Annotated in this window: 21 protein-coding genes and 1 pseudogene; 11 read left to right on the top strand and 11 right to left on the bottom strand. The window is 63.3% G+C overall.

The genetic code is table 11. The features are described 5' to 3' along the window. Positions 1–8 precede the first annotated feature (8 nt). The 4 genes from DM807_RS17040 to DM807_RS17025 all read right to left on the bottom strand — a co-directional run bounded on the left by DM807_RS17040 (position 9) and on the right by DM807_RS17025 (position 5,792). Positions 9–1,328: an LLM class flavin-dependent oxidoreductase gene (locus DM807_RS17040; protein ID WP_069942625.1), complete on the bottom strand. Its 1,320-nt coding sequence runs from the start codon at positions 1,326–1,328 to the stop codon at positions 9–11. Between the two features lie 50 nt (positions 1,329–1,378). After that, positions 1,379–3,814: a TonB-dependent receptor plug domain-containing protein gene (locus DM807_RS17035; RefSeq protein ID WP_060492358.1), complete on the bottom strand. Its 2,436-nt coding sequence runs from the start codon at positions 3,812–3,814 to the stop codon at positions 1,379–1,381. Positions 3,815–3,988: 174 nt separating this feature from the next. Further along, positions 3,989–4,957, bottom strand: coding sequence for an ABC transporter substrate-binding protein (locus DM807_RS17030; RefSeq protein WP_012272293.1), 969 nt, complete (start codon positions 4,955–4,957; stop codon positions 3,989–3,991). 10 nt (positions 4,958–4,967) lie between these two features. After that, positions 4,968–5,792 carry a class II aldolase/adducin family protein gene (locus tag DM807_RS17025; RefSeq protein WP_012272292.1) on the bottom strand — a complete coding sequence of 275 codons (825 nt, stop codon included), beginning with the start codon at positions 5,790–5,792 and terminating at the stop codon, positions 4,968–4,970. Between the two features lie 490 nt (positions 5,793–6,282). Here DM807_RS17025 and codB point away from each other — a divergent pair, with 490 nt between their 5' ends. The 4 genes from codB (at position 6,283) to DM807_RS17005 (ending at position 11,222) form a co-directional block, all read left to right on the top strand. Then, positions 6,283–7,548 carry a cytosine permease gene (gene codB / locus DM807_RS17020; RefSeq protein ID WP_179027587.1) on the top strand — a complete coding sequence of 422 codons (1,266 nt, stop codon included), beginning with the start codon at positions 6,283–6,285 and terminating at the stop codon, positions 7,546–7,548. Continuing rightward, positions 7,545–8,762: a PucR family transcriptional regulator gene (locus DM807_RS17015; RefSeq protein WP_060515526.1), complete on the top strand. Its 1,218-nt coding sequence runs from the start codon at positions 7,545–7,547 to the stop codon at positions 8,760–8,762. The genes codB and DM807_RS17015 overlap by 4 nt, the downstream gene beginning before the upstream one ends. 4 nt (positions 8,763–8,766) lie before the next feature. Beyond that, positions 8,767–10,008: a cytosine deaminase gene (gene codA, locus DM807_RS17010; protein WP_012272290.1), complete on the top strand. Its 1,242-nt coding sequence runs from the start codon at positions 8,767–8,769 to the stop codon at positions 10,006–10,008. 233 nt (positions 10,009–10,241) lie between these two features. Further along, complete coding sequence (locus DM807_RS17005; RefSeq protein WP_012272289.1) at positions 10,242–11,222, top strand: DNA-binding protein; 981 nt, start codon at positions 10,242–10,244, stop codon at positions 11,220–11,222. Between the two features lies 1 nt (position 11,223). On the opposite strand, the gene DM807_RS17000 is transcribed toward DM807_RS17005, so the two are convergent. Together DM807_RS17000 and DM807_RS16995 are read right to left on the bottom strand one after the other, a co-directional pair. Further along, a complete protein-coding gene (locus tag DM807_RS17000; protein WP_069942628.1) occupies positions 11,224–11,733 on the bottom strand; it encodes a GNAT family N-acetyltransferase in 510 nt (169 codons plus the stop codon). A 17-nt stretch (positions 11,734–11,750) separates the two neighbouring features. Next, positions 11,751–12,464, bottom strand: a complete 714-nt coding sequence (locus tag DM807_RS16995) for an MgtC/SapB family protein (protein WP_012272287.1) — start codon at positions 12,462–12,464, stop codon at positions 11,751–11,753. A gap of 396 nt (positions 12,465–12,860) precedes the next feature. On the opposite strand from DM807_RS16995, the gene DM807_RS16990 reads away from it, so the two are divergent. Continuing rightward, a complete protein-coding gene (locus DM807_RS16990; protein WP_041166491.1) occupies positions 12,861–13,328 on the top strand; it encodes a sterol desaturase family protein in 468 nt (155 codons plus the stop codon). Positions 13,329–13,343: 15 nt separating this feature from the next. Here DM807_RS16990 and DM807_RS16985 read toward each other — a convergent pair whose 3' ends face one another. Beyond that, on the bottom strand, positions 13,344–14,237 hold the full coding sequence (locus tag DM807_RS16985; RefSeq protein ID WP_012272285.1) for a bile acid:sodium symporter family protein: 894 nt from the start codon (positions 14,235–14,237) through the stop codon (positions 13,344–13,346). A gap of 184 nt (positions 14,238–14,421) precedes the next feature. On the opposite strand from DM807_RS16985, the gene DM807_RS16980 reads away from it, so the two are divergent. The 6 genes and pseudogenes from DM807_RS16980 to ku all read left to right on the top strand — a co-directional run bounded on the left by DM807_RS16980 (position 14,422) and on the right by ku (position 19,539). Then, positions 14,422–15,285: a Dyp-type peroxidase gene (locus DM807_RS16980; protein ID WP_012272284.1), complete on the top strand. Its 864-nt coding sequence runs from the start codon at positions 14,422–14,424 to the stop codon at positions 15,283–15,285. An 89-nt stretch (positions 15,286–15,374) separates the two neighbouring features. Beyond that, a complete protein-coding gene (locus DM807_RS16975) occupies positions 15,375–16,286 on the top strand; it encodes an aldo/keto reductase (RefSeq protein ID WP_012272283.1) in 912 nt (303 codons plus the stop codon). A gap of 4 nt (positions 16,287–16,290) precedes the next feature. Next, on the top strand, positions 16,291–17,574 hold the full coding sequence (locus DM807_RS16970; protein ID WP_060515529.1) for an NTP/NDP exchange transporter: 1,284 nt from the start codon (positions 16,291–16,293) through the stop codon (positions 17,572–17,574). A 204-nt stretch (positions 17,575–17,778) separates the two neighbouring features. Then, positions 17,779–17,904 (top strand): annotated as a pseudogene (locus DM807_RS16965) (con-10 family general stress protein); the annotation flags it as partial. Between the two features lie 137 nt (positions 17,905–18,041). Next, positions 18,042–18,629 (top strand): 5'-methylthioadenosine/S-adenosylhomocysteine nucleosidase family protein, encoded by a 588-nt coding sequence (locus DM807_RS16960; protein ID WP_012272280.1) that lies wholly within the window; start codon positions 18,042–18,044, stop codon positions 18,627–18,629. An 88-nt stretch (positions 18,630–18,717) separates the two neighbouring features. Further along, positions 18,718–19,539 carry a non-homologous end joining protein Ku gene (gene ku / locus DM807_RS16955; protein WP_012272279.1) on the top strand — a complete coding sequence of 274 codons (822 nt, stop codon included), beginning with the start codon at positions 18,718–18,720 and terminating at the stop codon, positions 19,537–19,539. Here ku and DM807_RS16950 read toward each other — a convergent pair. The 4 genes from DM807_RS16950 to DM807_RS16935 are packed head-to-tail and all read right to left on the bottom strand — an operon-like array spanning position 19,534 to position 22,631. Beyond that, on the bottom strand, positions 19,534–20,232 hold the full coding sequence (locus tag DM807_RS16950) for a glycosyltransferase family 2 protein (protein WP_060492369.1): 699 nt from the start codon (positions 20,230–20,232) through the stop codon (positions 19,534–19,536). The two genes, ku and DM807_RS16950, sit on opposite strands and share 6 nt — an antisense overlap. Continuing rightward, entirely contained in the window at positions 20,229–20,828 is a 600-nt protein-coding gene (locus DM807_RS16945; protein ID WP_069942631.1) for a class I SAM-dependent methyltransferase, read from the bottom strand. Before DM807_RS16945 ends, DM807_RS16950 begins: the two co-directional genes overlap by 4 nt. Before the next feature lie 10 nt (positions 20,829–20,838). Beyond that, a complete protein-coding gene (locus tag DM807_RS16940) occupies positions 20,839–21,591 on the bottom strand; it encodes a PIG-L deacetylase family protein (RefSeq protein WP_179027586.1) in 753 nt (250 codons plus the stop codon). After that, on the bottom strand, positions 21,588–22,631 hold the full coding sequence (locus tag DM807_RS16935) for an acyl-CoA dehydrogenase family protein (RefSeq protein ID WP_179027585.1): 1,044 nt from the start codon (positions 22,629–22,631) through the stop codon (positions 21,588–21,590). Before DM807_RS16935 ends, DM807_RS16940 begins: the two co-directional genes overlap by 4 nt. Between the last annotated feature and the right edge of the window lie 19 nt (positions 22,632–22,650).

The raw sequence follows: 22,650 nt of genomic DNA, 5'->3' as shown, positions 1-22,650 counted from the left end.
AACACTCCTTAGAAAAAGCGGTTGGCGCGGTAAGGCAGGCCGAGGTTTTCCCGCAGCGTGCTGCCGGCGTATTCGCGCTGGAACAGCCCGCGCCGTTGCAGCTCAGGCACCACGCCGTCGACAAAGTCGTCGATGGCCGAGTGCAGGCCGCTGAACATGATGTTGAAACCGTCGGCGGCGCCGGCCTCGAACCACGCCTGCAGATCGTCGGCAATGCTCTGCGGGGTGCCGATCAGGATGCGGTGGCCACCGGAGGTGAGTTGGTTGAACAGCTGCCGCACCGTCGGCCGCTCGCGGCGGATCAGGTCGTACACCAGCTTTTGCCGGCTTTGGTGGGTGTTGGTGGTGAAGTGCTCCGGCGGCAGGGGCACCACCTCATCGAATGGCAGTTCCGACAGGTCGTAGCCAAGGCTGGCGAAACGCGAAATGGAGCTGAGAAAAGCCTTGGGCTCCAGCAACTGCTGCTGGCGGTCGTACTTGGCCTGGGCGTGGGCGAGGGTCTTGCCCACCACCGGCGCGACGCCGGGGAGTACCTTGAGCTCGTGGCCCCCACGGCCGAAGCCGGCAGCGGCCTGCTTGGTTTCGCGATAAAACGCCTTGCCCTGTTCCAGGGTGTGCTGGGCGGTGAAGATCAGTTCGCCCACCCGCGCCGCCAGCCGTTTGCCGGCTGCGGAGGCGCCCGCCTGGGCCACCACGGGATGGCCTTGCGGCGAGCGCGCGACGTTCAAGGGCCCACGCACCTGAAAGTGCTCGCCCTGGTGGTTGAGCACGTGCAGCTTGTCGATGTCCAGCCAGGTACCGCTGGCCTTGTCCTGAACGAAGGCATCGTCGGCCCAGCTGTCCCACAGGCCGCTGACCACATCGTAGAACTCTTCGGCGCGGGCGTAGCGGTCATCGTGCTCGACATGCTCCTGGCGGTTGAAGTTTTCGCCGCCACCCAGCGAGGTCACCAGGTTCCAGCCAGCGCGGCCACCGCTGAGGTGGTCGAGCGCGGCAAACTTGCGGGCGATGTTGTAGGGCTCGTTGTAGGTGCTGCTGGCGGTGGCGATCAGGCCGATATGCCGGGTGCTGGCCGCCAGCGCCGGGGCAAGGATCAGCGGGTCCCAGCGCACGCTGTTGGGGCCGCGCTGCAAGGCCAGGTCGAGTTTGACATCGAGGGTGTCGTTGAAGAACAGCGAGTGGAAGCGCCCGGCCTCCAGCTTGCGGGCGATGTACTGGTAATGCTCGAGCTGCCTGAACGTGTCCAGCGGTGCTTCGGGCAGACGCCAGGCGCTGCCGCTGAGGGTACCGGGGATAAAGGCGCCGAGAACAAACTGGCCTTGGCTCATAAAGGTTCTCCTGGCGCCCGCCAAGCGCGGCGGGCGCACGGTCGGTGGGGTCAGAAGTTGTAGGCGATGCGCGTGTACCAGAAGCCGCCGTAAGGGTCGAACGGCGAGATCGAGCCAAATTTCGGGAAGCCGTTGATGTCGCCCGCGGGGTAGCCGTTGTTGTCGGCGCGTACATCGAACAGGTTGTTGGCACCTACGGCGATGTCGAAGTTGTCGGTCAGGGCATAGGCCACTTCCAGGTCAGTGAGCCATTTCGCGCCGTAGGTCACGTCATAGTCAGGGTTGGCGTCACGGGCGATGACCTTGTCGTAGCGGGTCAGTGCAGCATTGATGGTGAAACGTTCGATCTGCCAGTTGGCGCTGAGGATCAATTTGGTCTTGGGGTTGGCAACGGTCAGGTAGCCCTGTGCCACGCGGTCGAACAGTTCCAGGTTATTGCCCGCAGCCCGCAACGATGCCGGCGTCTCCTTGATGTCGTCGATCTCGGTCTTGTTGTAGTTGAAACCCACGCCGTACTTGGCCCGGCCATAGCGGCCGTAGTCGACGCGGTAGTCGGCCACCAGGTCGACCCCGCGGGTGGTGGTGTCGGCGGCGTTGGTGAAGTACTTGACCCGGTATCCGGGCCTGTAGCCGTTGTCGAGCAGTACCTGGTCGACGCCGTTGCCATAGAGGAAGCCGGTGAGGGCAATGCGATCGCGGATTTCGATCTGGTAGGCATCCAGGGTCAGGCTGGCCTGGGGCAGAGGCTGCCAGGTAAAGCCGATGCTGATGTTGCGCGATTTCTCCGGGCTAAGGTCTTCAGCCCCCAGTGCCTGGGCCAGTGGCGAGTCGACACGCACGGTCTTGGCCTCGACGAACTGCGCCACGCCATTGACGAGGGTGTACTGGTTGGACGTCTGGGCGTAGACCGACTGGGACAGCGATGGTGCGCGAAAGCCGTTGCTGAGGGTGCCGCGCACGGCGAAGGTGGAGGTGAAGTCGTAGCGTGCGGAAAGCTTGCCGCTGCGTGTGTTGCCGCTGCTGTCGTCGTACTTCTCGAAACGCGCGGCCACCCCCAGCCACAGTTTGTCGGTGGGGTTCAGGCCCAGGTCGAGGTAGCTGGCGTAGCTGTTGCGGCTGAGCTGGCCTTCGTCTTCGGGGGTCAGGGTGATTGCGCCCTGGGCGCCGACTGCACCCGGCTGGCCAGCCAGTGGGCCACTGGGGTAGATGTAACCGCCATTGATGTACGAAAGCGGGTCATCGGACTCGGTCTTGTAGCGCTCATGACGATGCTCCAGGCCCCACGACACCTGCAGCGGCTTGGCCAGGCCAACCTCGAAGGCGCGAGTCAGGTCGAGGTTGTTGGTCCACTGGTCGAAGTAGTTGGTGTAAGTGTCGAAGCGCGTCGGGCTGGTCGGGCCGAGCGAGGCGTTAAGGGTTTCGTCGGCACCGGCCTGGCCCTTGTCACGGCCAAAGGTAGAGCTCAGGTCCCAGTGCCATTCGCCCAGCTCGCCACGGCCGCCGGCGGCAGCCTGGTAGTCGGTTTCTTCCAGGGTATAGAAGGGCGCAGTACCGTCCGGGTAGATCTCGGGGATGATGTTGGTCGAGTTCGGGCGGCGGTAGTTTTGCCCGCCACGGGCATCGCGTTTGCTGAACGTGGAGAACGAGTAAAGAGTCAGGGCGTCATTGACGGGCAGCTCGGCGTTGTAGGACAGGTTGATGGCCTTGATCTTTGGCAGGCCATTCTTCTGCACATGGCGGTCGGCGCTGTCGTTGCGTGGGTCGCCGGCGAAGTACAGGTTGCCGGTGGCCTCGCGCGAGCGGGTGGCAGTCTGTACCGACTTGGCGTCCAGGGCGTAGTTGAAGAAGCCGCCGTTGTCGCCCAGGGCCAGGCCCTGGTTGAGGGTTTGCCGCAGGTTATCGCCATCGCCCTTGTAGTACTGGCCGTACTGGGTGCTGACCGAACCACCGTTGTCGCGCTGCTTGAGGATGATGTTGATCACCCCGGCGATGGCATCGGAGCCATACTGCGCCGAGGCACCATCACGCAATATCTCGACATGGTCGATGGCGCTGATGGGGATCATGTCGAGGTCGACGGGGTTGGTGCCGTAGGCGGCGGTGGAGTCGAGGTTGATCACGGCACTGTTGTGGCGGCGCTTGCCGTTGACCAGCACCAGTACGTTGGAACCGTTCAGACCGCGCAGGCTGTAGGGGCGGGCGACGCTGTCATTGGACGTACCGGAAGGGCGTTGGGAGAACGATGGCAAGGTTTTCTGCAGCGCACCGCGCAGGCTGGATTCGCCAGTCTGTTCCAACTGCTTGCTGTCGATCACGTCGATCGGTGCCGGGCTGCTGGTGACGGTACGCACATCGCTGCCCCGCGAGCCGGTGACGATCACCGTGTCGAGTGCAGCGTCAGCCTCGGCCGCCATGGCCAGCGGGGTGAGCAGGTAGCCGGCGAGCAAGGCGGGGGCCAGCGTTAAAGGGGTAAACACAGACTTCATGACTGTTCCTTGGGTTCGATTGGCAGATCAGGCCCTGGATGTGCGATCGAACGGGCTCTCATGGGTGTTGCACGCAGTGCAGGCGCAGCCCGGTCCGCGGGAGGTGCGTTGCTCCCGGGGTCGATGTGCCTTGGAGTCGTCCGGCGCGCGCCGGTGCGTTTGCCGCAGCGGGGCCTAGCCGCTGAGCAGAAGGTTGAAGCGATCGTCCCAAAAGCGACGTACCTGCAGTGGCTGGCGCAGCAGGCCGCTGTCATGGAACAGGTCGGCGATACGCTGCTGGGCCGCGATAGCGTCTTCGCTGACCGGCAGCAGGCGGCTAGGCAAGCGGCGTTGCTCGTATTGCTGCAAGTAGAGTGCGCGGGGGATACCGGTCAGGCGCTCGTTACGTTCCGCCCAGGCCTGAGGGTGCTGCTCGACCCAGGCCCACGTGGCTTTTTCGCGTTGCAGAAAATCGCGAATGGCCGCTTGCTTGCCCGGCTGCTGCAGCACCTGGGCGCTGGTAGCGATCAGGTAGTTGCTGCACGGGTAGCGGTTGGCCTCGGCCAGCACCACGCCGTTCATGCTGACCTGGGCCTGCAGTGCGCCGATGCCGCCGGCGACGAGGGCGTCGAGATGGCCGTTCTGGAATGCCACCAGGGCATCGCGGGCTGGCATTGGCCGGGCCTGGATGTCAGCGAGGGTCAGTTGCTGATCGCGCAAAAGGTTCAGCAGCAGGTAATGGGTGTCGGTGGCACGTACAAAACTCACCCGCTTGCCCTTGAGGTCGGCCAGGGTATCGATCCCCCTGCCACGCTTGACGATCACGCTGCTACGGTTCTGCTCGCCTTGATAGCTGGCAATCAATACCAGCGGGTTACCGGCAGCGCTTGCAAACAGTGGCAATACCGGGCTCATGAAGGCGTAGTCCAGGCTGTTGCCGGCGAAGGCCTCCAGTACCATGGCCCCACCAGGCACATCCACCCACTGCAGTGGATAAGGTGTAGCGGCTTGCCCGGCATCGGCGAGGAAGCTCGCCGCCTGGCCTTTGTAGCGCCACACCCGCAGGGCCTCGCTGGCGTTGGCCAGCTGTGGGCCGAGCCCCACGGCCAGGGCTGCAGCGGCGCTGCGTTGCAGCAAGGTGCGGCGGCTGATGGAGTAAGCCATGCACTGCACCTCAGTCCAGGAGGTCGGGCTGCTGCTGGACGATACGGTCCCACAGCGGCACAAAGTTCAACCAGGCGAACAGTTCGCGTTGGGCCGGGTTGCTGGCCCCTTCGAGCTGTTCCGGTACGCGCGGCTGCCCGGCAGCATAAGCGAGCAAGTGCGCGCGAGCGGTGTCGTCGGCGAGGATGAAACGCCAGGCTGCGCTTTCGACCGACTGGCCGGTGACCCACAGCCCATGGTTCTGCCAGACCAGCAGGTTATGCCCGGCGAAGGCTTCGACGAAGGCCCGGGCAACCAGGTCGCGGTCTTGCAGCAGGCCACCGCCGGCATCACGCAGGGCGTTGCGGTCGAACAACACCTGCTCGCCACGGAAGGCCGAGGCTTCGGCCGTGATCGGCTGGAACAGCTGGCCCAGCGATGACCAGACCCGGCCATGAAAGCTGTGCAGGTGGGCGATACCGATCACTTCGGGGCGTGCCTGCTGCAATTGGTAATGCAGCTCGAGCGCGCTGGTGTTGAGCAGGCCGTTGCCTTCGACGACCTGGCCTTGGCCATCCACGCGTAGCAAGTCTGAGGTACGGATTTGCGTAAATGGCACGCCCAGCGGGTTGATCCAGTAGTGGTCAGTCTCGATCGGGTCGCGGGCGGTGAAATGGCCCGCCAGGCCCACTTCGAAGCCCAGCTCGGCAAACAACCTGTACGAGGCGGCCAGGCGTTGCTTGCGGTGCAGGCGTTCGGCAGACAGGTCGCTGAAGGTAGGCGGGGCACTTAGCTGCAAGCGATGGTTATGGTTTGGCAGGTTGGTGATGCTGTGGCGCGGGGTTACTTGGGACATGGCGCTAACTCACGGAGGAAGTGATCGTCAATCCGGTCATCCGCACTGCCACTGGTGCCCCGTTTCGGGCTGCTCGCAGGTGGATGAATCGGGGCCTCCACCGTGCGAGGGGTCGGGTCTGGAAGGACTGTAACAAGGGGGTGAGTAAGGCAGAAATACTGTTTTGATCTATTTTTATTATTATTTTTCAGAATATAAAAATATGCTTGATATTTGATTGGTGCATTTTGACTGTACCGCTTGCGTGCTCATGCTTGCGCGACGCCCGGTTGGCTGGGTGATTAGTTCCCAGCCCAGAACCGCTTTGGTGCATGAATGCCTCAAAATAAGTCGTCAAGCACACTTTAATATCCTCATATAGGCGCTTTAATGTTCATGTTGCACATGAATATCTAGGCTTCCCGCCCGCTTTTTCCTGGATTGCGGCCCTGGAAAAAGCGGCCCGCATATTGCTCTTTCTGCTCCCAACTACAATCCGGAGCCCCGTGCAATGAGCTCACCCAGTGAATTCCCCCTAAGCGAAGCCCCGCAGTCCGCCCGCAAGGGCCTGCTACCGATCGCGATGGTCCTGTTCAGCTTCACCTTTTTTACCGGCACGATGTTCGCTGGCGGCAAGCTGGGCATGGCCTTCGGCTTTGTCGACATGTTGTGGGTGGCAACCCTCGGCAACAGCCTGCTGGCCTTGTATGCCGCAGCGCTGGCGTTCATCGCCTCGCGCAGCGGGCTTAACACGGTGTTGATGGGGCGCTTCTGTTTCGGTGAGGCGGGCAGCCGGCTTTCGGATTTTCTGTTGGGTTTCGCTGAACTGGGCTGGTATGCCTGGGGCACGGCCACGGTAGCCATCGTGCTGGTCAAGCTGCTGGGGTTGGCAGAGGGCTTCAGCGTACCGCTGATGGTGCTGTTCGGGCTGGGCTTCAGTATCACTGCCATCATCGGCTTCAAGGGGCTGGACGTGCTGTCGCGGGTGTCAGTGCCATTGATGTTCGTGCTGCTGTTGGTGTCCATGTACATCGCCACCCGCGATGCCGGTGGCTTTGCCGGCCTGGCCGCCGTGATACCACACGAAACCATGACCTTTTCAGCAGCGGTGACCATGGTCTTCGGCACCTTCGCCAGTGGTGCCACCCAGGCCACCAACTGGACGCGGCTGTCACGCAGCGGCCGGGTAGCGGTGATCGCCAGCGTGGTGGCATTCCTGCTTGGCAACGGCCTGATGGTGGTGGCCGGTGCCTGGTGCGCGATGGTTTACCAGCAGGCCGATATCGTCGAGGTGATGATGCTGCAGGGCCTGTCGTTCGCGGCGGTGGTGATGCTGTGCTTGAACCTGTGGACCATCCAGGGGCCGACTATCTATAACGTGTCGGCCGCCGCCTGCCACCTGCTACGCAGTGAGCGTCGGCGCACGGCAACACTGGTGGCAGCCGGGGTTGGCATCGTGCTGGCGATTGGCGGCATGTATGAAATGCTGATCCCGTTCCTGGTACTGCTGGGCTCGATCATTCCGCCGGTGGGCGGGGTCATCATGGCCGACTTCTGGTATCGCCACCGTGGCAAGTACCCGGCACTGAGCACGGTAAGCCTGCCACGCTACAACCTGACGGGCCTGTTTGCCTATGCCGTAGGTGCGGTACTGGCCTACGCCTCGCCTTGGGTCGCTCCGCTGGTGGGTATCGGCGCCTCGGCGCTGTGCTATATCGTCATCCATGAGCTGGGTGCACGCCGCCGGGCGCCTGGCCAGGCGGGCGTCGAGCCGTGAGCCTGGCGCTGGACGAGATCCTGCATTTACCCGGCCTGCACGAAATGAGCGTGCGGGCCGGAGCGCGCAACCTGCAACGGCGAGTGCGCTGGCCTTACGTGGCGGAAAACGAGGGCATCGCCGAATGGGTGATGGGCGGTGAACTGGTGTTCGTCACGGGCATCAACCATCCGCGCGGCGAGGCCAACCTGCTGAGCCTGGTAGAGGACGGCGAGGCCGTGGGCATTGCCGGCATGGTGATTCTCACTGGCGGCAGCTTCATCCAGAGCATCCCGGCGTCCGTTATCGCATATGCAGAGCAACTGGGCTTGCCGCTGATCGAGCAGCCCTACGCGCTGAAGATGGTGGTGGTCACCCACCTGATCGGCACGGCACTGGTGCAGATGAGCCAGGTGCGTCGCTCGCGCAACGACATCCTTGGCCAACTGCTCACGGGCGACTACCCGAGCCTGGCGATTGCAAGGCAGCGAGCAGCGCACCTGCAACTGGCGCTGGACCACCCACGGCGCCTGCTGGCTTTGCGCCTGGCGGGCGTAGATAGCTTGTTCGAGCGCCACGGGCTGGCTCACGGTGAGCGTACCTGGCAGGCTACCCGTCAGGCCCTGGAGGACCAACTCGAAGCCTGGTGCCGTCAGCGGCCAGGCAGCGTAACGGCGCAGTTACCGGGCGACCTGTTCGTGGTGCTACTGGCCGACACGCCCGACCTGGCCGAGACGTTGGCGGTGCTGTACCGGCAACTGCAGGCCGCGACGGGTGAACTGAGCCTGTACATGGGCTTGTCGAGCCTCGCCGAAGAGTGTGCGCACTACCGCCAGGCCCTCAACGAGGCGCGCCAGGCGCTGGATGTGGCGCAGCACCTGCGCCCAGCCAACGGCTTTTGCAACTTCAGCGAACTGGGCGTACTGCGCCTGCTGCAAGGTATTGTCGACCGCTCGCTGATCGACGACTTCGTCAGCCGCACCCTCGGGCCGCTGATCGCCCCTGGGCGCAAGCAGGCCAATGCCCTGGTGCATACCCTCGACGCCTTGCTCATGGAAAACGGCAATGGGCTGAAGGCCGCACAGCGCTTGGGGTTGCACCGCAACACCATCAATCAGCGCATCCAGCGCATCGAACAACTGAGCGGGCAGTCTCTCGACGACCCGCTTTTTCGCATGAATGCTTCGGTCGCCATGCTGGTATGGCGCATGAGCGAAGCCCACGGCAAGGAGTAACAGCATGAACATTATCAACGCACGCCTACGCGGCAAACCCGGCCTGTTCCGTATCGAACTGAACGGCGCGCGCATTGCCGCCATCGTGCCCCAAGCCGAGGTGGTGGCGCTCGCGGGTGTCGATGACCTGGACGCCGGGCAAAACCTGGTCGTGGCGCCCTTCGTGGAGCCGCACATCCACCTGGACGCCACACTGACTGCGGGTGAACCCAGGTGGAACATGAGCGGCACCTTGTTCGAAGGCATCGAATGCTGGGCTGAACGCAAGGAAACCACCACCCATGACGACATCAAGACGCGCGCGAAAAAGACCATCGGCATGCTGGTCGACCACGGTATCCAGCATGTGCGCACCCATGTCGATGTCACCGACCCGAAACTCACTGCGCTCAAGGCAATGGTCGAGGTGCGTGACGAAGTGCGCGAGCAGGTCGACCTGCAGATCGTCGCCTTCCCCCAGGAAGGGATCGAGTCGTACGCCAACGGACGGGCGCTGATGACCGAAGCGGTGGCCATCGGTGCCGATGTGGTCGGCGGTATTCCGCATTTCGAGAACACCCGCGACCAGGGTGTATCGTCGGTGAAGTTCCTGATGGACCTGGCCGAGCGCACCGGCTGCCTGGTGGACGTGCACTGCGACGAAACCGACGACCCGCAATCGCGTTTCCTCGAAGTGTTGGCCGAAGAAGCCCGGGTACGCGACATGGGGGCGCGGGTTACGGCCAGCCATACCGTGGCCATGGGCTCGTATGACAATGCCTACTGCTACAAGCTGTTCCGCCTGCTCAAGTTGTCTGGTATCAACTTCGTGTCGTGCCCGACCGAGAGCATTCACCTGCAGGGGCGCTTCGACAACTACCCGAAACGCCGTGGCGTCACCCGCGTGGCCGAGATCGACCGCGCCGGGATGAACGTGTGTTTTGGCCAGGACTCCATCGTCGACCCGTGGTACCCGCTGGGCAACGGCAACATTCTGCGCATTCTCGAAGCAGGGCTGCACATCTGCCACATGCTCGGCTATGAAGACCTGCAGCGCTGCCTGGACCTGATCACCGACAACAGCGCCCGCACGCTGAACCTGGGCGAACGCTATGGCATCGAAGTGGGGCGCCCCGCAAACCTGTTGCTGCTGTCGGCGCCGGATGATTACGAGATGGTGCGCAGCCAAGGGCATGCACTGGTGTCGGTGCGCAATGGCAAGGTGCTGATGCGCCGCACGCCTGCGCGGGTCGACCGCTCGTTCTGATACGCCACTACGCCACTACGCCCCTATGCAACGCCCCGCAGGCCCCGTGCCTGGCGGGGCGTTTTGCTTTTGAACATACGGTTATTCGCGATCGTTTTGCCAATTTTATGCCTGACATGCGATAAGCCGTGATTATTCAACCTTAGTAATTGATTGCAGCTGCGCTTTTAAGTCGCCATAATTGGTACGTAATTACATATTACATAACACAGTACAAAATCGTAGGAGCAAGCATGGCACGCGGCGGTATCAACAAGGTGGTAGTGCAGCAGGCCCGGCAGGCGCTGATTGCCCGGGGCGAGAACCCCAGCATCGATGCCATACGTATCGAGCTGGGCAATACCGGCTCTAAAACCACCATTCACCGCTATCTGAAGGAGTTGAACGGCCAGCAGCCGGTGGCCTCCGAAGGCGGCGCTGCGCTGAGCGATGTGCTGAGCCGCCTGGTCGGGCAACTGGCAACCCAGCTGCAGGACGAGGCCGATTTGAAGATCGAGCAGGCCGAGAGCACCTTCACCCAACAGCGGGAAACGCTTGAGGCGCAGCTGGAAGTCGCCCAGCAGGCGCTGAATGCAGCTCATCAGCAACACAAGATCGATGCAGCGGCCTTGGCCGCCGAGACAGAAAAACGGCTGTCCACGCAAAGCACGTTGCAAGCGGAACAACTGCGCAGCGCCAGCCTTAACCAGTCGCTAGGTGAATTGCAGGTGCGCCTGACCGACAAGGACGAGCAGGTCAAGTCGCTGGAAGACAAGCACCGCCATGCCCGCGATGCTCTGGAGCACTACCGCAATGCCAGCCGTGAACAGCGCGAGCAGGAACAGCGCCGCCATGAAGCGCAGTTGCAGCAGATGCAGGTGGAAATACGCCAGCTACAGCAAGGCATGATCGTCAAGCAGGACGAGCTAACCCGTCTGCACCGCGATAACGAGCGGTTGCTGGGCGAGCACCGCCAGGCCGCCAGCGAGTGTCGGGCGCAGGGCGAGTTGCTGGAACAGCGTGAAGCGCAGATCCAGGGCTTGCGCACGATCCTGGCCCAGGCCCAGGGCGCCAGCGAGGAAATGCGTCGCCAACTGGAGGAGCAAGCGCAAAACCTGGAGCACAGGCGCGACGTGTGCGCCGAGCAGGCTCGCCAGTTGCAGCGGCTCGAGGAGCGCGTGAAAGAACGGGACGAGGCGCTGGCCCAGTGCAGAGCGGCCTTGCCAGCCCCATAGGTTAATGGCCGACGCAGAGGCGCATTGCACAACGTCCTTCGAGACCGTGAGCGTGCTCACTGGCCAGAATGCCCCGGAGTCGATCGTTCAGCAGCCTTTCATGCAGCCGCTCAAACCCAAAACGGGCATAAAACGGCGCATTCCAGGGCACATCGACAAAGGTGGTCAAGGTCAGCTCGCGCACACCGGCGCAGCGTGCGGCATCGACCACTTGCCGCAGCAAGCGGCGCCCGACACCTTGCCCTTGGCCCTCCCGGCACACTGATATTTCATGAAGGTGCAGCGCTTGGTCCGCAAGCCTGGCGCAGGCAAAACCGACAATGCGCCCAGCCGGATCCTCAGCGACCCAACTACCACCTTCCTCGACGAAAGCCCTGTGTGCAGCGCAGTCCATCACATCACCTTGCGCCAGCCAGGCCAGTGCCGGCCAGCCGACAAAAGCCTGGGCTGCCGATCGCTCGACGCCTGGCAGCCATTGAATGTCGCGCTCAAGGGTAGGGCGGATAAGCATGAATCACTCCTGTCGTTCTAATCAGCCGCCAACACCTGCGGCTGTAACTGCCAGCGCACCGAGCTTACACCTTTCTCCAGGCTGACCCGGCTGACCAGCCGCTCCAGCTGCGCCGGCGCCTGCGTGGTGCCCAGCAGTTCGGCACGTACTTCCAGGCGTGCAGGGTTGTCCAGGTCTGCGCTCTGCAGTGACTGCAGCCGCAGTTGCGGGTCGCCCAGGCTATGCAGCATCAGGCTGCGCACCTGAATCTCGTCCTCGGCGCGGCAGACGATACGTACTTCGAAGTGCTGCTCCACCTCGCTGGCCGGCACCACGTCCTGACGGTCCAGGCGCTGGGCGATGTCGCGCAGCAGGATATTGGCGCACAGCACCACCAGGCTACCCAGCGCAGCCTCCAACAGCAGCCCAAGGCTGCACAGCACGCCGACCGCAGCCGTGCACCACAAGGTGGCTGCGGTGTTCAGGCCACGCACGTTGAAACCGTCGCGCATGATCACGCCGCCACCCAGAAAGCCGATGCCCGACACGACATAGGCGGCCACGCGCGACGCATCGGCAGGCGCCATGCCTGGCACTGCCTGGGTCATCAGCACGAACAGGCAGGCACCGGTACTGACCAGTGCATTGGTGCGCAGCCCGGTCAGGCGTTGGCGCAATTGCCGTTCGGCACCGATCAACGCCCCCAGCAGCAGGGCAATGGCAACGCGCAGTAAAAATACTTTCCAATCCATAGCAAACCTCTTCCGCAGGCAAACGCCCGCATGAACGCCATCAGTTGGCGCGGTTGAAAAACCAGAAAAATGCGCAGGACCACGAGGAGGGAAGGAGGTGCGGGGTTACAAGAAACCACCGTCTTGCCAGAGCGGCCAGACAGTGCAGGACACTGCCGGGCTAGCGCGCCACGTGGGCCTGTCGCAAGCGACTGGGGCTACTGTCCAAGGCAGGTCTCCTGTTGAGGAAGGCAAAATTGCGCCGCGGACCATACGCCGCGTGGCAGGGCAGGTCAAGGGCAAAAACATGACAATGGCTTCATCCGCGAATGGCCTGCAGCCGGTCACGCCCGCATGGAAAAATACCTGGGCAGCCGGTACCCTTGCGCCTCCCTTTGCCATCACCCGGACCGTTCCATGCTGTTCAATTTCGCCGTCCTGTTCGGCACCCTGGTGGCCATGGAGGGCGTTGGCACGCTGGCTCACAAGTACATCATGCATGGCTGGGGCTGGTGGCTGCATCGCTCGCACCATGAGCCACAACTGGGCATGCTCGAAACCAACGACCTCTACCTGGTGGCCCTGGGGCTGATTGCCACGGCGCTGGTGGCGCTCGGGAAAAGCGGTTTTGCGCCGCTGCAGTGGGTGGGCGGCGGCGTGGCAGGGTACGGGGTGCTGTATGTGCTGGCCCACGACGGCTTCTTTCACCGGCATTGGCCGCACAAGCCACGGCCGGTCAACCGCTATCTGAAACGCTTGCACCGGGCGCATCGGTTGCACCATGCGGTGAAGGGGCGCACGGGGAGTGTGTCGTTCGGGTTCTTCTATGCGCCGCCCCTGAAGAGGTTGACGGCGCAGCTTCGACGCAAGCGCAGCCAGCCGTGATAAACCGACAGGGGTTCAATTCGCCGTTTCCCCTTTGGGTTGCGCCGCCACCTGCCCTCGGCTGACCCACCAGCCGAACCCAGCCGCAGTAAAGAACATGATCAGGCTGTACAACGCAGCCGGCACTGCCATGGTCGCGTTGTTCAGCAGCGACGGGCTCAATGCAAGGGCAATGGCCAAGGTCCCGTTATGGATGCCGATCTCCATGCCGATGGCAATCGCCTGGCGCTTGGGGATGTTCAGCAGCCGTGGCACCCAATAGCCCACCGTCAGGCTCAGCAGGTTGAACAGCAGCGCGGCCAGGCCTACCACCGGTGCGTACTCGACCACGGTCTGCCAGTCCTTGGCCAATGCCAAGACGATGGTGAAGGCCAGGAACAGCGCCGCTACCAGTTTCATCGGCTTTTCCATGCGCGCAGCGAATGCCGGGGCGAAATGGCGAATCAGCATGCCCAGCGCCACCGGCAGCAAGACAATGGCAAACACCTGCATGACCTTGGCGAACTGCAATGGGATAGCCTGGTCCGAAGCCATGAACCAGCTCAGCGACAGGTTCACCAGCAACGGCATGGTCAGGATCGCAATCAGCGAGTTGACCGCCGTCAGGGTAATATTCAACGCCACGTCACCATGAGCCAGGTGGCTGAACAGGTTGGCCGTGGTGCCGCCTGGCGAGGCGGCCAGCAGCATCAGCCCCACTGCCAAGGCAGACTCCAGACCAAAGCCGTTGGCGATCAGGAAGCACACCAGCGGCAGCAGCAGGATCTGACAGGCCAGGCCTACCACCACCGGCTTGGGGTACTTCACCACGCGAGCGAAATCAGCCAGGGTGAGCGACAACCCCAGGCCGAGCATGATGATGCCCAGGGCAAGCGGCAGAAAGGCTGTGAGCAAGGGCGAGGCGGTCATGGGCGGTCTCTCGGGCGAAGGATCTCGAGCAGTGTAGGCCGGCCCTGATTGATAGCTAATCGCAAAGGGCCAGCACTTGGTAACCGTTTGTTACCAAGCGCAGCGCGTGGCGAGGCTGCATGCCGCATTGCAGCGGGCCTGTGGGCGCAGTAGCATGCCGCTTTTAACCGAGGATTAGCCTGTCATGCCGTTCCAGCAAGGTCTGCTTGCCACCCCGGTGCCGGCCCACGCCCGCCACCTGTTCTTCACCCTGCAGTCGCCCGAGGCGTTGCCTGCCGCCCTGGATGCCTTGCTGCCACAGGTCGATGGTGAACAGCTTCTGCTCGGTATTGGCGCCCCGCTGGTCAAGGCCATGGGCCGTGATGTGCCAGGCTTGCGCGCCTTCCCGCTGCTGGATGCCGCCGTGGAGAACCCCAGCACCCAACACGCCCTGTGGCTGTGGTTGCGTGGCAACGAACGTGGCGACCTGCTGTTGCGCGCCCAGGCGCTCGAGCAGGCGCTGGCACCGGCATTGCGCCTGGCCGACAGCGTTGATGGTTTCCTGCACCGTGGCGGCCACGACCTGACCGGTTACGAAGACGGCACCGAAAACCCGGTGGACGAAGCTGCCGTACAAGCGGCCATTGCCGCAGATGGTTCCAGCTATGCCGCGTTCCAGCTGTGGAAGCACGACCTGGAGTATTTCAAGTCGCTGCCCCAAGCTGATCAGGACAACATCATCGGCCGCCGCCTGAGCGACAACGAGGAACTCGACGATGCACCCGAGTCCGCACACGTCAAACGTACGGCTCAGGAAAGTTTCGAACCCGAGGCGTTCATGGTCCGTCGCTCGGTGGCCTGGGCCGACCAGCGCGGCGCCGGCCTGGCCTTCGTCGCCCTGGGCCATAGCTTCGATGCGTTCGAAGTACAGCTGCGACGCATGAGCGGCCTGGAAGACGGCATTATCGACGGTCTCTACCGCTTCAGCCGGCCACTCACAGGCGGCTACTACTGGTGCCCGCCGATGGCTGAGACGGGTGTCGACCTGAGCCAACTGCTGCGGGCCTGATCACTAAACATCCAGATACAGAAACACCCGCTGGCGTGGGTTAGAGCGGCTAGCCTTGAAAGTTTCCGATTCATGACGGGAGCTTTTTCATGTACGCACGTCGTGATGTCCTACGCACAGGTGCCACGTTGGGCTTGCTGACCGTCGTCAGCCCCTGGCTGCATGCTGCCACCCCGGTGGGCTTGCTGGCTCGCAAAGTGCCGTCCACCGGTGAAGCCTTACCGGTGATCGGCGCGGGCACTTCCGGCAGCTTCGAGGTGGAGGCTGGCTCGGCTCAGTACCAGCAGCTCAAAGCGGTGCTCAAGGCGTTTTTCGACGGTGGCGGGCGGGTGATCGATACCTCGCCCAACTATGGCGGCGCCGACAGCATTCTTGGCCAATTGCTGGAGGAGGGCGGCTGGCACCGGCAATGCTTCATCGCTACCAAGATCGCCGCCGACAACCGGGCTGACGCCGAAAGGCAGTGGGCCGGCAGCCTCAGAAGCCTGCGCACCGACAAGGTCGACTTGCTGCAGATCCACAACCTGCGCGACTGGCAGACCCAACTGCCCTATGCCCGTGAGCTGAAGCAGCAAGGCAAAACGCGTTACGTCGGCATCACCCATTACCTGAACAGTGGCCAGGACGAAGTCGCGCGAATAGTGCGTAGCGAGCCGCTGGACTTTATCCAGATCAACTATTCGGTCAACGCCCCCGACGCCGCCCGTGAGCTGCTGCCGCTGTGCCAGGACAAGGGCGTTGCCGTATTGATCAACCGTGCCTTCGACGATGGCCGCCTGTTCGCCCGGGTCAAGGACCAGGCCTTGCCGGGCTGGGCCGCTGAAGCGGGCATCGGCAGCTGGGCGCAGTTGTTTTTGAAGTTCGCCATCAGCCACCCGGCAGTGACCACGGTCATCCCCGCCACCGGCCGGCCCGACCGCCAGCTTGACCAGCTCAAGGCCGGGCATGACCCCATGCTCACTCACGCGCAGCAACAGGCGCTGATCAAGCAGTTCGCCTGACACCATGGAGGCGTGGCGGCGGCGTCTGGACCAAGGGCTGAACATCCAGCCCGGCGAAGGGCCGGCGGTCATCGCCGGCTTGCTGTTGTTCTACCTGTTGTTCACCGGTTACTTCATGCTGCGACCGGTGCGCGAAACCATGGGGGTTGCCGGTGGCGTGGACAACCTGCAATGGCTGTTCACCGGCACCTTCATCGCTACCCTGGCGTGCCTGCCGCTATTCGGTTGGTTGGCCTCCAAGGTGCAACGCAGGCATATCCTGCCCTGGGCCTACGGTTTCTTCGCCAGCAACCTGCTACTGTTCGCGGCACTGTTTGCCGGCAATCCAGACGACCTGTGGACTGCCCGAGCCTTCTACATTTGGCTATCAGTGTTCAACTTGCTGACGATCTCGCTGGCCTGGAGCGTGCTCGCCGACTTGTTTTCAACCGCGCAAGGCAAGCGCTTGTTCGGCCTGCTGGCGGCCGGGGCAAGCCTGGGTGGGCTTAGCGGCCCCCTGTTCGGCGCCTTGTTGGTCGCACCGCTGGGCCATGCCGGTTTGTTGGTGCTGGCCGCGGCATTTCTGATAGGCAGTATCGTCGCGGCCTTGTTCCTGCAACGCTGGCGGGCGCGCCAACCGCTGCCGGCGCAAACAGAACGTCTGGCCTCGCGCCCATTAGGCGGCAACCCGTTTGCCGGCGCCACCGCCGTGCTCCGTTCGCCGTACCTATTGGGTATCGCGTTATTCGTGGTGCTGCTGGCCAGCGTCAGCACCTTTCTGTACTTCGAACAGGCGCGCATCGTCAGTGAAACCTTTACCGACCGCACCCGGCAAACCCAGGTTTTCGGCCTGATCGACACCGTTGTGCAGGCGCTGGCCATCCTCACCCAGGTGTTCATTACCGGGCGCCTGGCTCGTCGGCTAGGCGTTGGGGTGTTGCTGGTGGCAGTGCCGGTGGTGATGGCAGCAGGCTTTCTGTGGTTGGCACTGGCGCCGGTGTTCGCCGTGTTCGTTGTAGTGATGGTGGTGCGCCGTGCCGGCGAGTATGCGCTGGTGCGGCCAGGTCGCGAGATGCTGTTCACCGTGCTGCCCGCCGAGGACAAGTACAAGGCCAAGAACTTCATCGACACCGTGGTCTATCGTGGCGGCGATGCCCTGAGCGGCTGGGTCAAGCGTGCGCTGGACGTCATCGGCGAGCACCCGCAACTGGCGATGTTGATCGGCGCGCTGATTGCCCTGAGCTGGGCAGCGACAGGTGGCTGGCTGGGTCGCCACCAGGCTCGTATGGATAGCCCGCCGCGCGACTGACAGGCGCGCCAAATATGGCGTTGCCGCTTATTTAACGCCACCGGTCCGAACCCTTCGCAATAAAACGAATCCCGCGATATCGCCGAACTCCGAACCTGTGTACGGCAGCTTGCCGTGCATTCCGAAGTCACATGAGGTTTGAGCACCATGGCCACTAAAGACAACAGCCGTACCGGCAATCAACAAGGCAGCCAGGGCGGTAACAAGAACCCAGGTAATTTCGCCAATGACCGAGAAAAGGCTTCTGAAGCCGGACGCAAGGGCGGCCAGTCTTCGGGCAGCAACATGCCGCACGATCGCGAGTCGGGTCGCAAGGGCGGCCGCTCGTAATTGACCGACGCAGTGCCGGGGCGACCTGGCACTGCAATCAGCGAAAAGGGCGGCACTCAGCACCGCCAGGCTTGCAATTAGCCGGGGTTGACCGACAATGGCCGCGCCCCTTGCAGCCACGCGGAAACACCTGCTCAATGATGCTGATCAAGCAATTCCCCGACATTTCCCTGAATGACACGCTGTTCGTTTTCGCCCTCGAGGCCGAGGCTGGCGATGTGTTCAACGAGGTGAACACCGTGTTCACTGGCATTGGCAAGGTCAATGCGGCTATTGCGCTCACCAAAGCGATCGCAACGCGCAAGCCCAAGCTTATCGTCAACCTTGGCTCAGCTGGCAGCCAGCGCCATGGCAAGGGCCAGGTGGTGTGCTGTAACCGCTTCGTGCAACGCGACATGGACGTGACCCCACTGGGCTTTGCCCGCTACGAAACACCCTTGTCGGATATCCCGGTAGTACTGGAGCATGGGGCAGTGATCCCCGGCCTGGCCCTGGAAGCCTGTGGCAGCGGTGACAGCTTCGAAATCAACCACGGCGATGCACCTTACGACGTGGTCGATATGGAAGCCTATGTGCTGGCGTTGATCGCGCGTGACGAAGGCATTCCGTTTGTTTGTCTGAAGTATGTTTCCGACGATGCCGGCAGCGATGCGGCGGGGGATTGGTCGGTGCAGGTGCACCTCGCGGCCGAGGCGTTCAAGCGGGTCCTGTTCAGCCAGGCTTGACTGCTGGTCGGTGCCCGCGCCCGCCGAGAAACCATTGACGCCCGCCGCAGTCACTTCTGGTATCGGCAGGCAATCTTCGGAGCACTTCATGGCTCGGGCAATCTGGAAAGGCGCCATCAGTTTTGGCCTCGTGCACATCCCCGTGGCACTCCATACCGCCGTGCGTACCGAGCGGGTGGATTTCGACTGGCTCGACAAGCGCAGCATGGAGCCTGTGGGCTATAAGCGGGTGAACAAGGTGACCGGCAAGGAAATCGACAAGGACAACATCGTCAAGGGCGTCGAATTCGAGAAGGGCCGCTACGTCGTAATCAGCGAGGAAGAGATCCGCAAGGCTCGGCCCGAAGCGACCCAGACCATCGATATCTTTTCCTTCGTCGAAGCTGGCGAGATCCCACTGCAGCATTTCGATACGCCGTACTACCTAACCCCAGACCGCCGTGGTGGCAAGGTGTATGCCTTGCTGCGCGAGACGCTTCAGAAGACCGGCAAGGTGGCACTGGCCACCGTGGTTCTGCATACCCGCCAGCATCTGGCGCTGCTGCGCCCCCTGGACGACGCGCTGGTGATGATTACCCTGCGCTGGCCCGAAGAAGTACGCGGGCTGGAGACGCTGGAACTGGACAGCAGCGTGACGGACAACAAGGTGGAGAAGCGCGAGCTGGACATGGCCAAGCGTCTGGTGGAGGACATGAGCGAGCCTTGGAAGCCCGAGGCGTATCACGATGCCTTCCGCCAGACCATCATGGACCTGGTGGAAGAGAAGGCCAGCAAGGGCAAGATCGAGTCTGTGGTGAACGGCGACGCTGCGAGTGCTGAAAAGGGTGCGGACATCCTCGACCTTACCGAACTGCTCAAGCGCAGCCTGGCAGGCAAGAAGCCGGCGAAGAAAGCGCGCAAGGCGTCATGAGGTTTTAACCGGAGGGCTGTCGGGGGCGCTTTGCGAGGCCTGTGCCTGCAACCTCGCCAGATAATCACCAAACCCTTCGCGGGCGCGGCTGTCAAGCCGGCTGCTGGTGGCCACGCTGTGCCTGGCGGTCCAGACGATCTGTGCGCCGCAGGCCTGAAGGTCACTGACCAGTTGCACATCTTCATGCGCCGCCAACGGTTTGAAGCCGCCCACCCGCGCGTAGGCATCGGAACATACCCCCAGATTCGCGCCGTGCACATGCCGGTGGCCTTCGCGCGCTTCATAGCGGCTCTGGTACACCTTGCGCAGGGCGGCTGTGTGCCAGGGTTGCCAGTAGTCGATGTGCACCGTGCCGCACACCACATCGGCGCTGCAGGCCAGCTGCGACATCAGCCAGTGTGCCGGTACCCGGCTATCTGCATCGGTGCAGGCCAACCACTGCGCGCCGCGTTCGAGCATGTGCGCCGCACCCACCCGGCGCGCCATGCCGACATTCCCGGCATCCACCATCAAGGCCTGGACACCGAAACGCCTTGCCACCGCAGCGCTTGCGTCACTGCAGCGGTCGAGTACCACCAGCACCTCCACGCGGTACCCCGCCTGCTGCGCCTGCTGGGCAGCGACCAGCACCGCCCGCAGGCAGCGTCCCAGCCGGCGCGCCTCGTTATGCGCAGGGATGACCACGGCAATCATGGGCAGGTCTCGTCGAGGTCGACCACGCTGGGCTGGCAGGACCAGTATTCCAGCACGAAGTCCGCCTCTTCATGCTGGAACTGCTGATACAGCGGCAGGTGCCGGGCGAGCATGCGGTGCACTTCACGGCCATCCTGCGGGCAACCGACGATGGGATGCTTCCAGTGGCACGCCAGCAGCCCACCGTCGTAGGTCAGGCTGGCCGCTGATTGCTCGATCACATGCAGCCAGTCGGTGGGGTCGAGGTAGTAGCCCACTTCGCTGAGCACGATCAGGTCAAAGCGCCCGCTCGGCCAGTGCGTAGGTAACCGGGCCAGTTCCACCGAGGCATTGGGTACCTGTGCAAGCCGCACGCGGGCCAGGTTCACAGCGGTCGGGTCCAGGTCCTGGCAGAGCAGGTCGGCGCAGCGTTCGGCCAGCAGCGCACTGAGCTCGCCATTGGCACAGGCTGGCTCGAACACTCGCTGATAGCACTGCCGAGGCAGGCTGGCCATGACCAACTCGCGCTTGCGTTTCTCGTACCAGCGAGTACGGAAGGCCCAAGGGTCTTCGTTGGTGGCGTAAAGCTCGGCGAAATACTGCGAATCGAGGCTCATGAAGGCTCCACTACAGAAAGACCAGTTCGAAAGGTTGCAGCAGACAATCCAGCAGATTGGACGGCAGCACTGGCTGTTCGTCGTCCCGTCCCAGCTGGCTGACGTGAGCGGCCAACGCCTTGCGCTTGCGTGCCAAGCGGCTTTCATCGAGTTGCAGACGGTGGGCACGGGGCCACGGCAGACGTGGATCGTCAGGCTCTGCCCAATGCCATGCCCAAACCGGTACCTCGGCCAATTGCACCTGGCGGGCCGCCGCCGCATGCGCGGCAGCGCGGCCGACGGCCTCGTGATCGCAATGCCCGTCATTACGCCAGGTAGCCATCAACAGGTCATCGGGCCGCAGCACCTGGGTCAGGTGGCTAACCAGAAACGCTTCTTCACGCGGCAGCTGGCCGTCCTTGAGATGCAGCCTGCGCCAGTCCATCTGGTTTGGCTCCAGGCCCAGCTGCTTCAGGGCCTGGCGGCTCTCCAGAGGGCGCTGGCGACGCAAGCGGTGCTCGCTCCAGTGGCTGGAACCTGGGTGACTGCCCTCACCATCGGTGGCGGAAATCAGCACCAGTTCTTCTTCGCGACCGGTGAACCCCGCCAGCAGGCCGCCGGCCATGAGTATTTCGTCGTCCGGGTGGGGTGCAATCAATACCAGGCGGCGCCCTGGCGGGCAAAGCTGGCGCGGATCGAGCCAGGTAGCACGGGCCAGATGCGCGGCCTGTTGCCAGGATGCCCAAGGCGTGCCACTGCTCGACTGAATCAGATTCTCGTTCATAGCTGCCAGGCTCCGGCCGGCCCCTGCGCCAACTGCTGGCCCAACACCGCCAGGTCACGCTCGGCATGACTTTGGCGAATGAACACCGGCAGATCGGCGCTCAGCCGAGCAAAATGGCTGCTGCGGCAGAAGGGTGTGGCGCCCAGCGCTCGCCCGACATGGCTGATCACCTGTTCCACCGCCTGTTCTACCTGGGCACGGGTACGGCGCACTTCGAAACTGGCATCTGCTGCAGGCTGCAGGTCGATCCAGGCGGCGCACTCGCGCAGCGCTGCGCGGGCACCGTACAACGCAGCGTCAACGGCCCCCAGATGGGCATCGGCATGCGGGTCGGGGCGGGGCCTGCGGCAGTGTTCGCGCAGGTAGTCCGCCAGCGCTTCAGCCGCGCCGAACCAGCAGGCGGCGATGCCTGCACCGCCGTGCCAGAAGCCTGGGCGTGCAAGGTATTGGCCGGCCTTGCCGATGAGCGTACCAGGAGTGTCGTTGAACGACAGTTCGACGCTGGCAGTCGTGCCCATGCCTACAGCCTGCCAATGCTCGATGTTCAAACCCTGGCTCGGTTGCGACAATTCGATGGCCACCAGTTGCGGTTGCTCCGCCACATCCCAGGCGGTGATCAACGCCCGGTCGATCTGCAAGGCGCCTGAACACCAGGCCTTGCGGCCGTTCAATAGCACCTGTTTACCTTCGCGAGCCGTGATCCGCGTACGGGCATCAGGCGGTTCGGCGGCCCACACGCCCCAGATGCCGTCGCGCGCCTGGTACGCGGCACCACACTCGGCCAGAATTGCCAGGGCATCTGTGTGGCCTTCATAGAGTTTGGCCAGAGCCAGGTCGCAACCCGCCACGCGGGCCAAGGTCTGCCAGCGACGCAGGGTGTTGCCTTGCCCCGGCAAGGGCAGCAGGTCCAGGTGGTCAGCTTGCAGCGCCTGAATCAGCTGCGGCAGCTGGGTGTCGAGGTTAAGCGCTTGCTGGCGTTCGCCAAAGGCGCGCAACAGGCGGTCAAGGGTGGTCAGGTTGAAGTCTTGAACGATGCTCATGGGCGTGTCTCCCGGGTCA

It is taken from the genome of Pseudomonas hunanensis, from assembly GCF_013393325.1.
Classification (GTDB): Bacteria; Pseudomonadota; Gammaproteobacteria; order Pseudomonadales; family Pseudomonadaceae; genus Aquipseudomonas; species Aquipseudomonas putida_P.
This window is presented reverse-complemented; position numbering and strand designations above follow the sequence as displayed.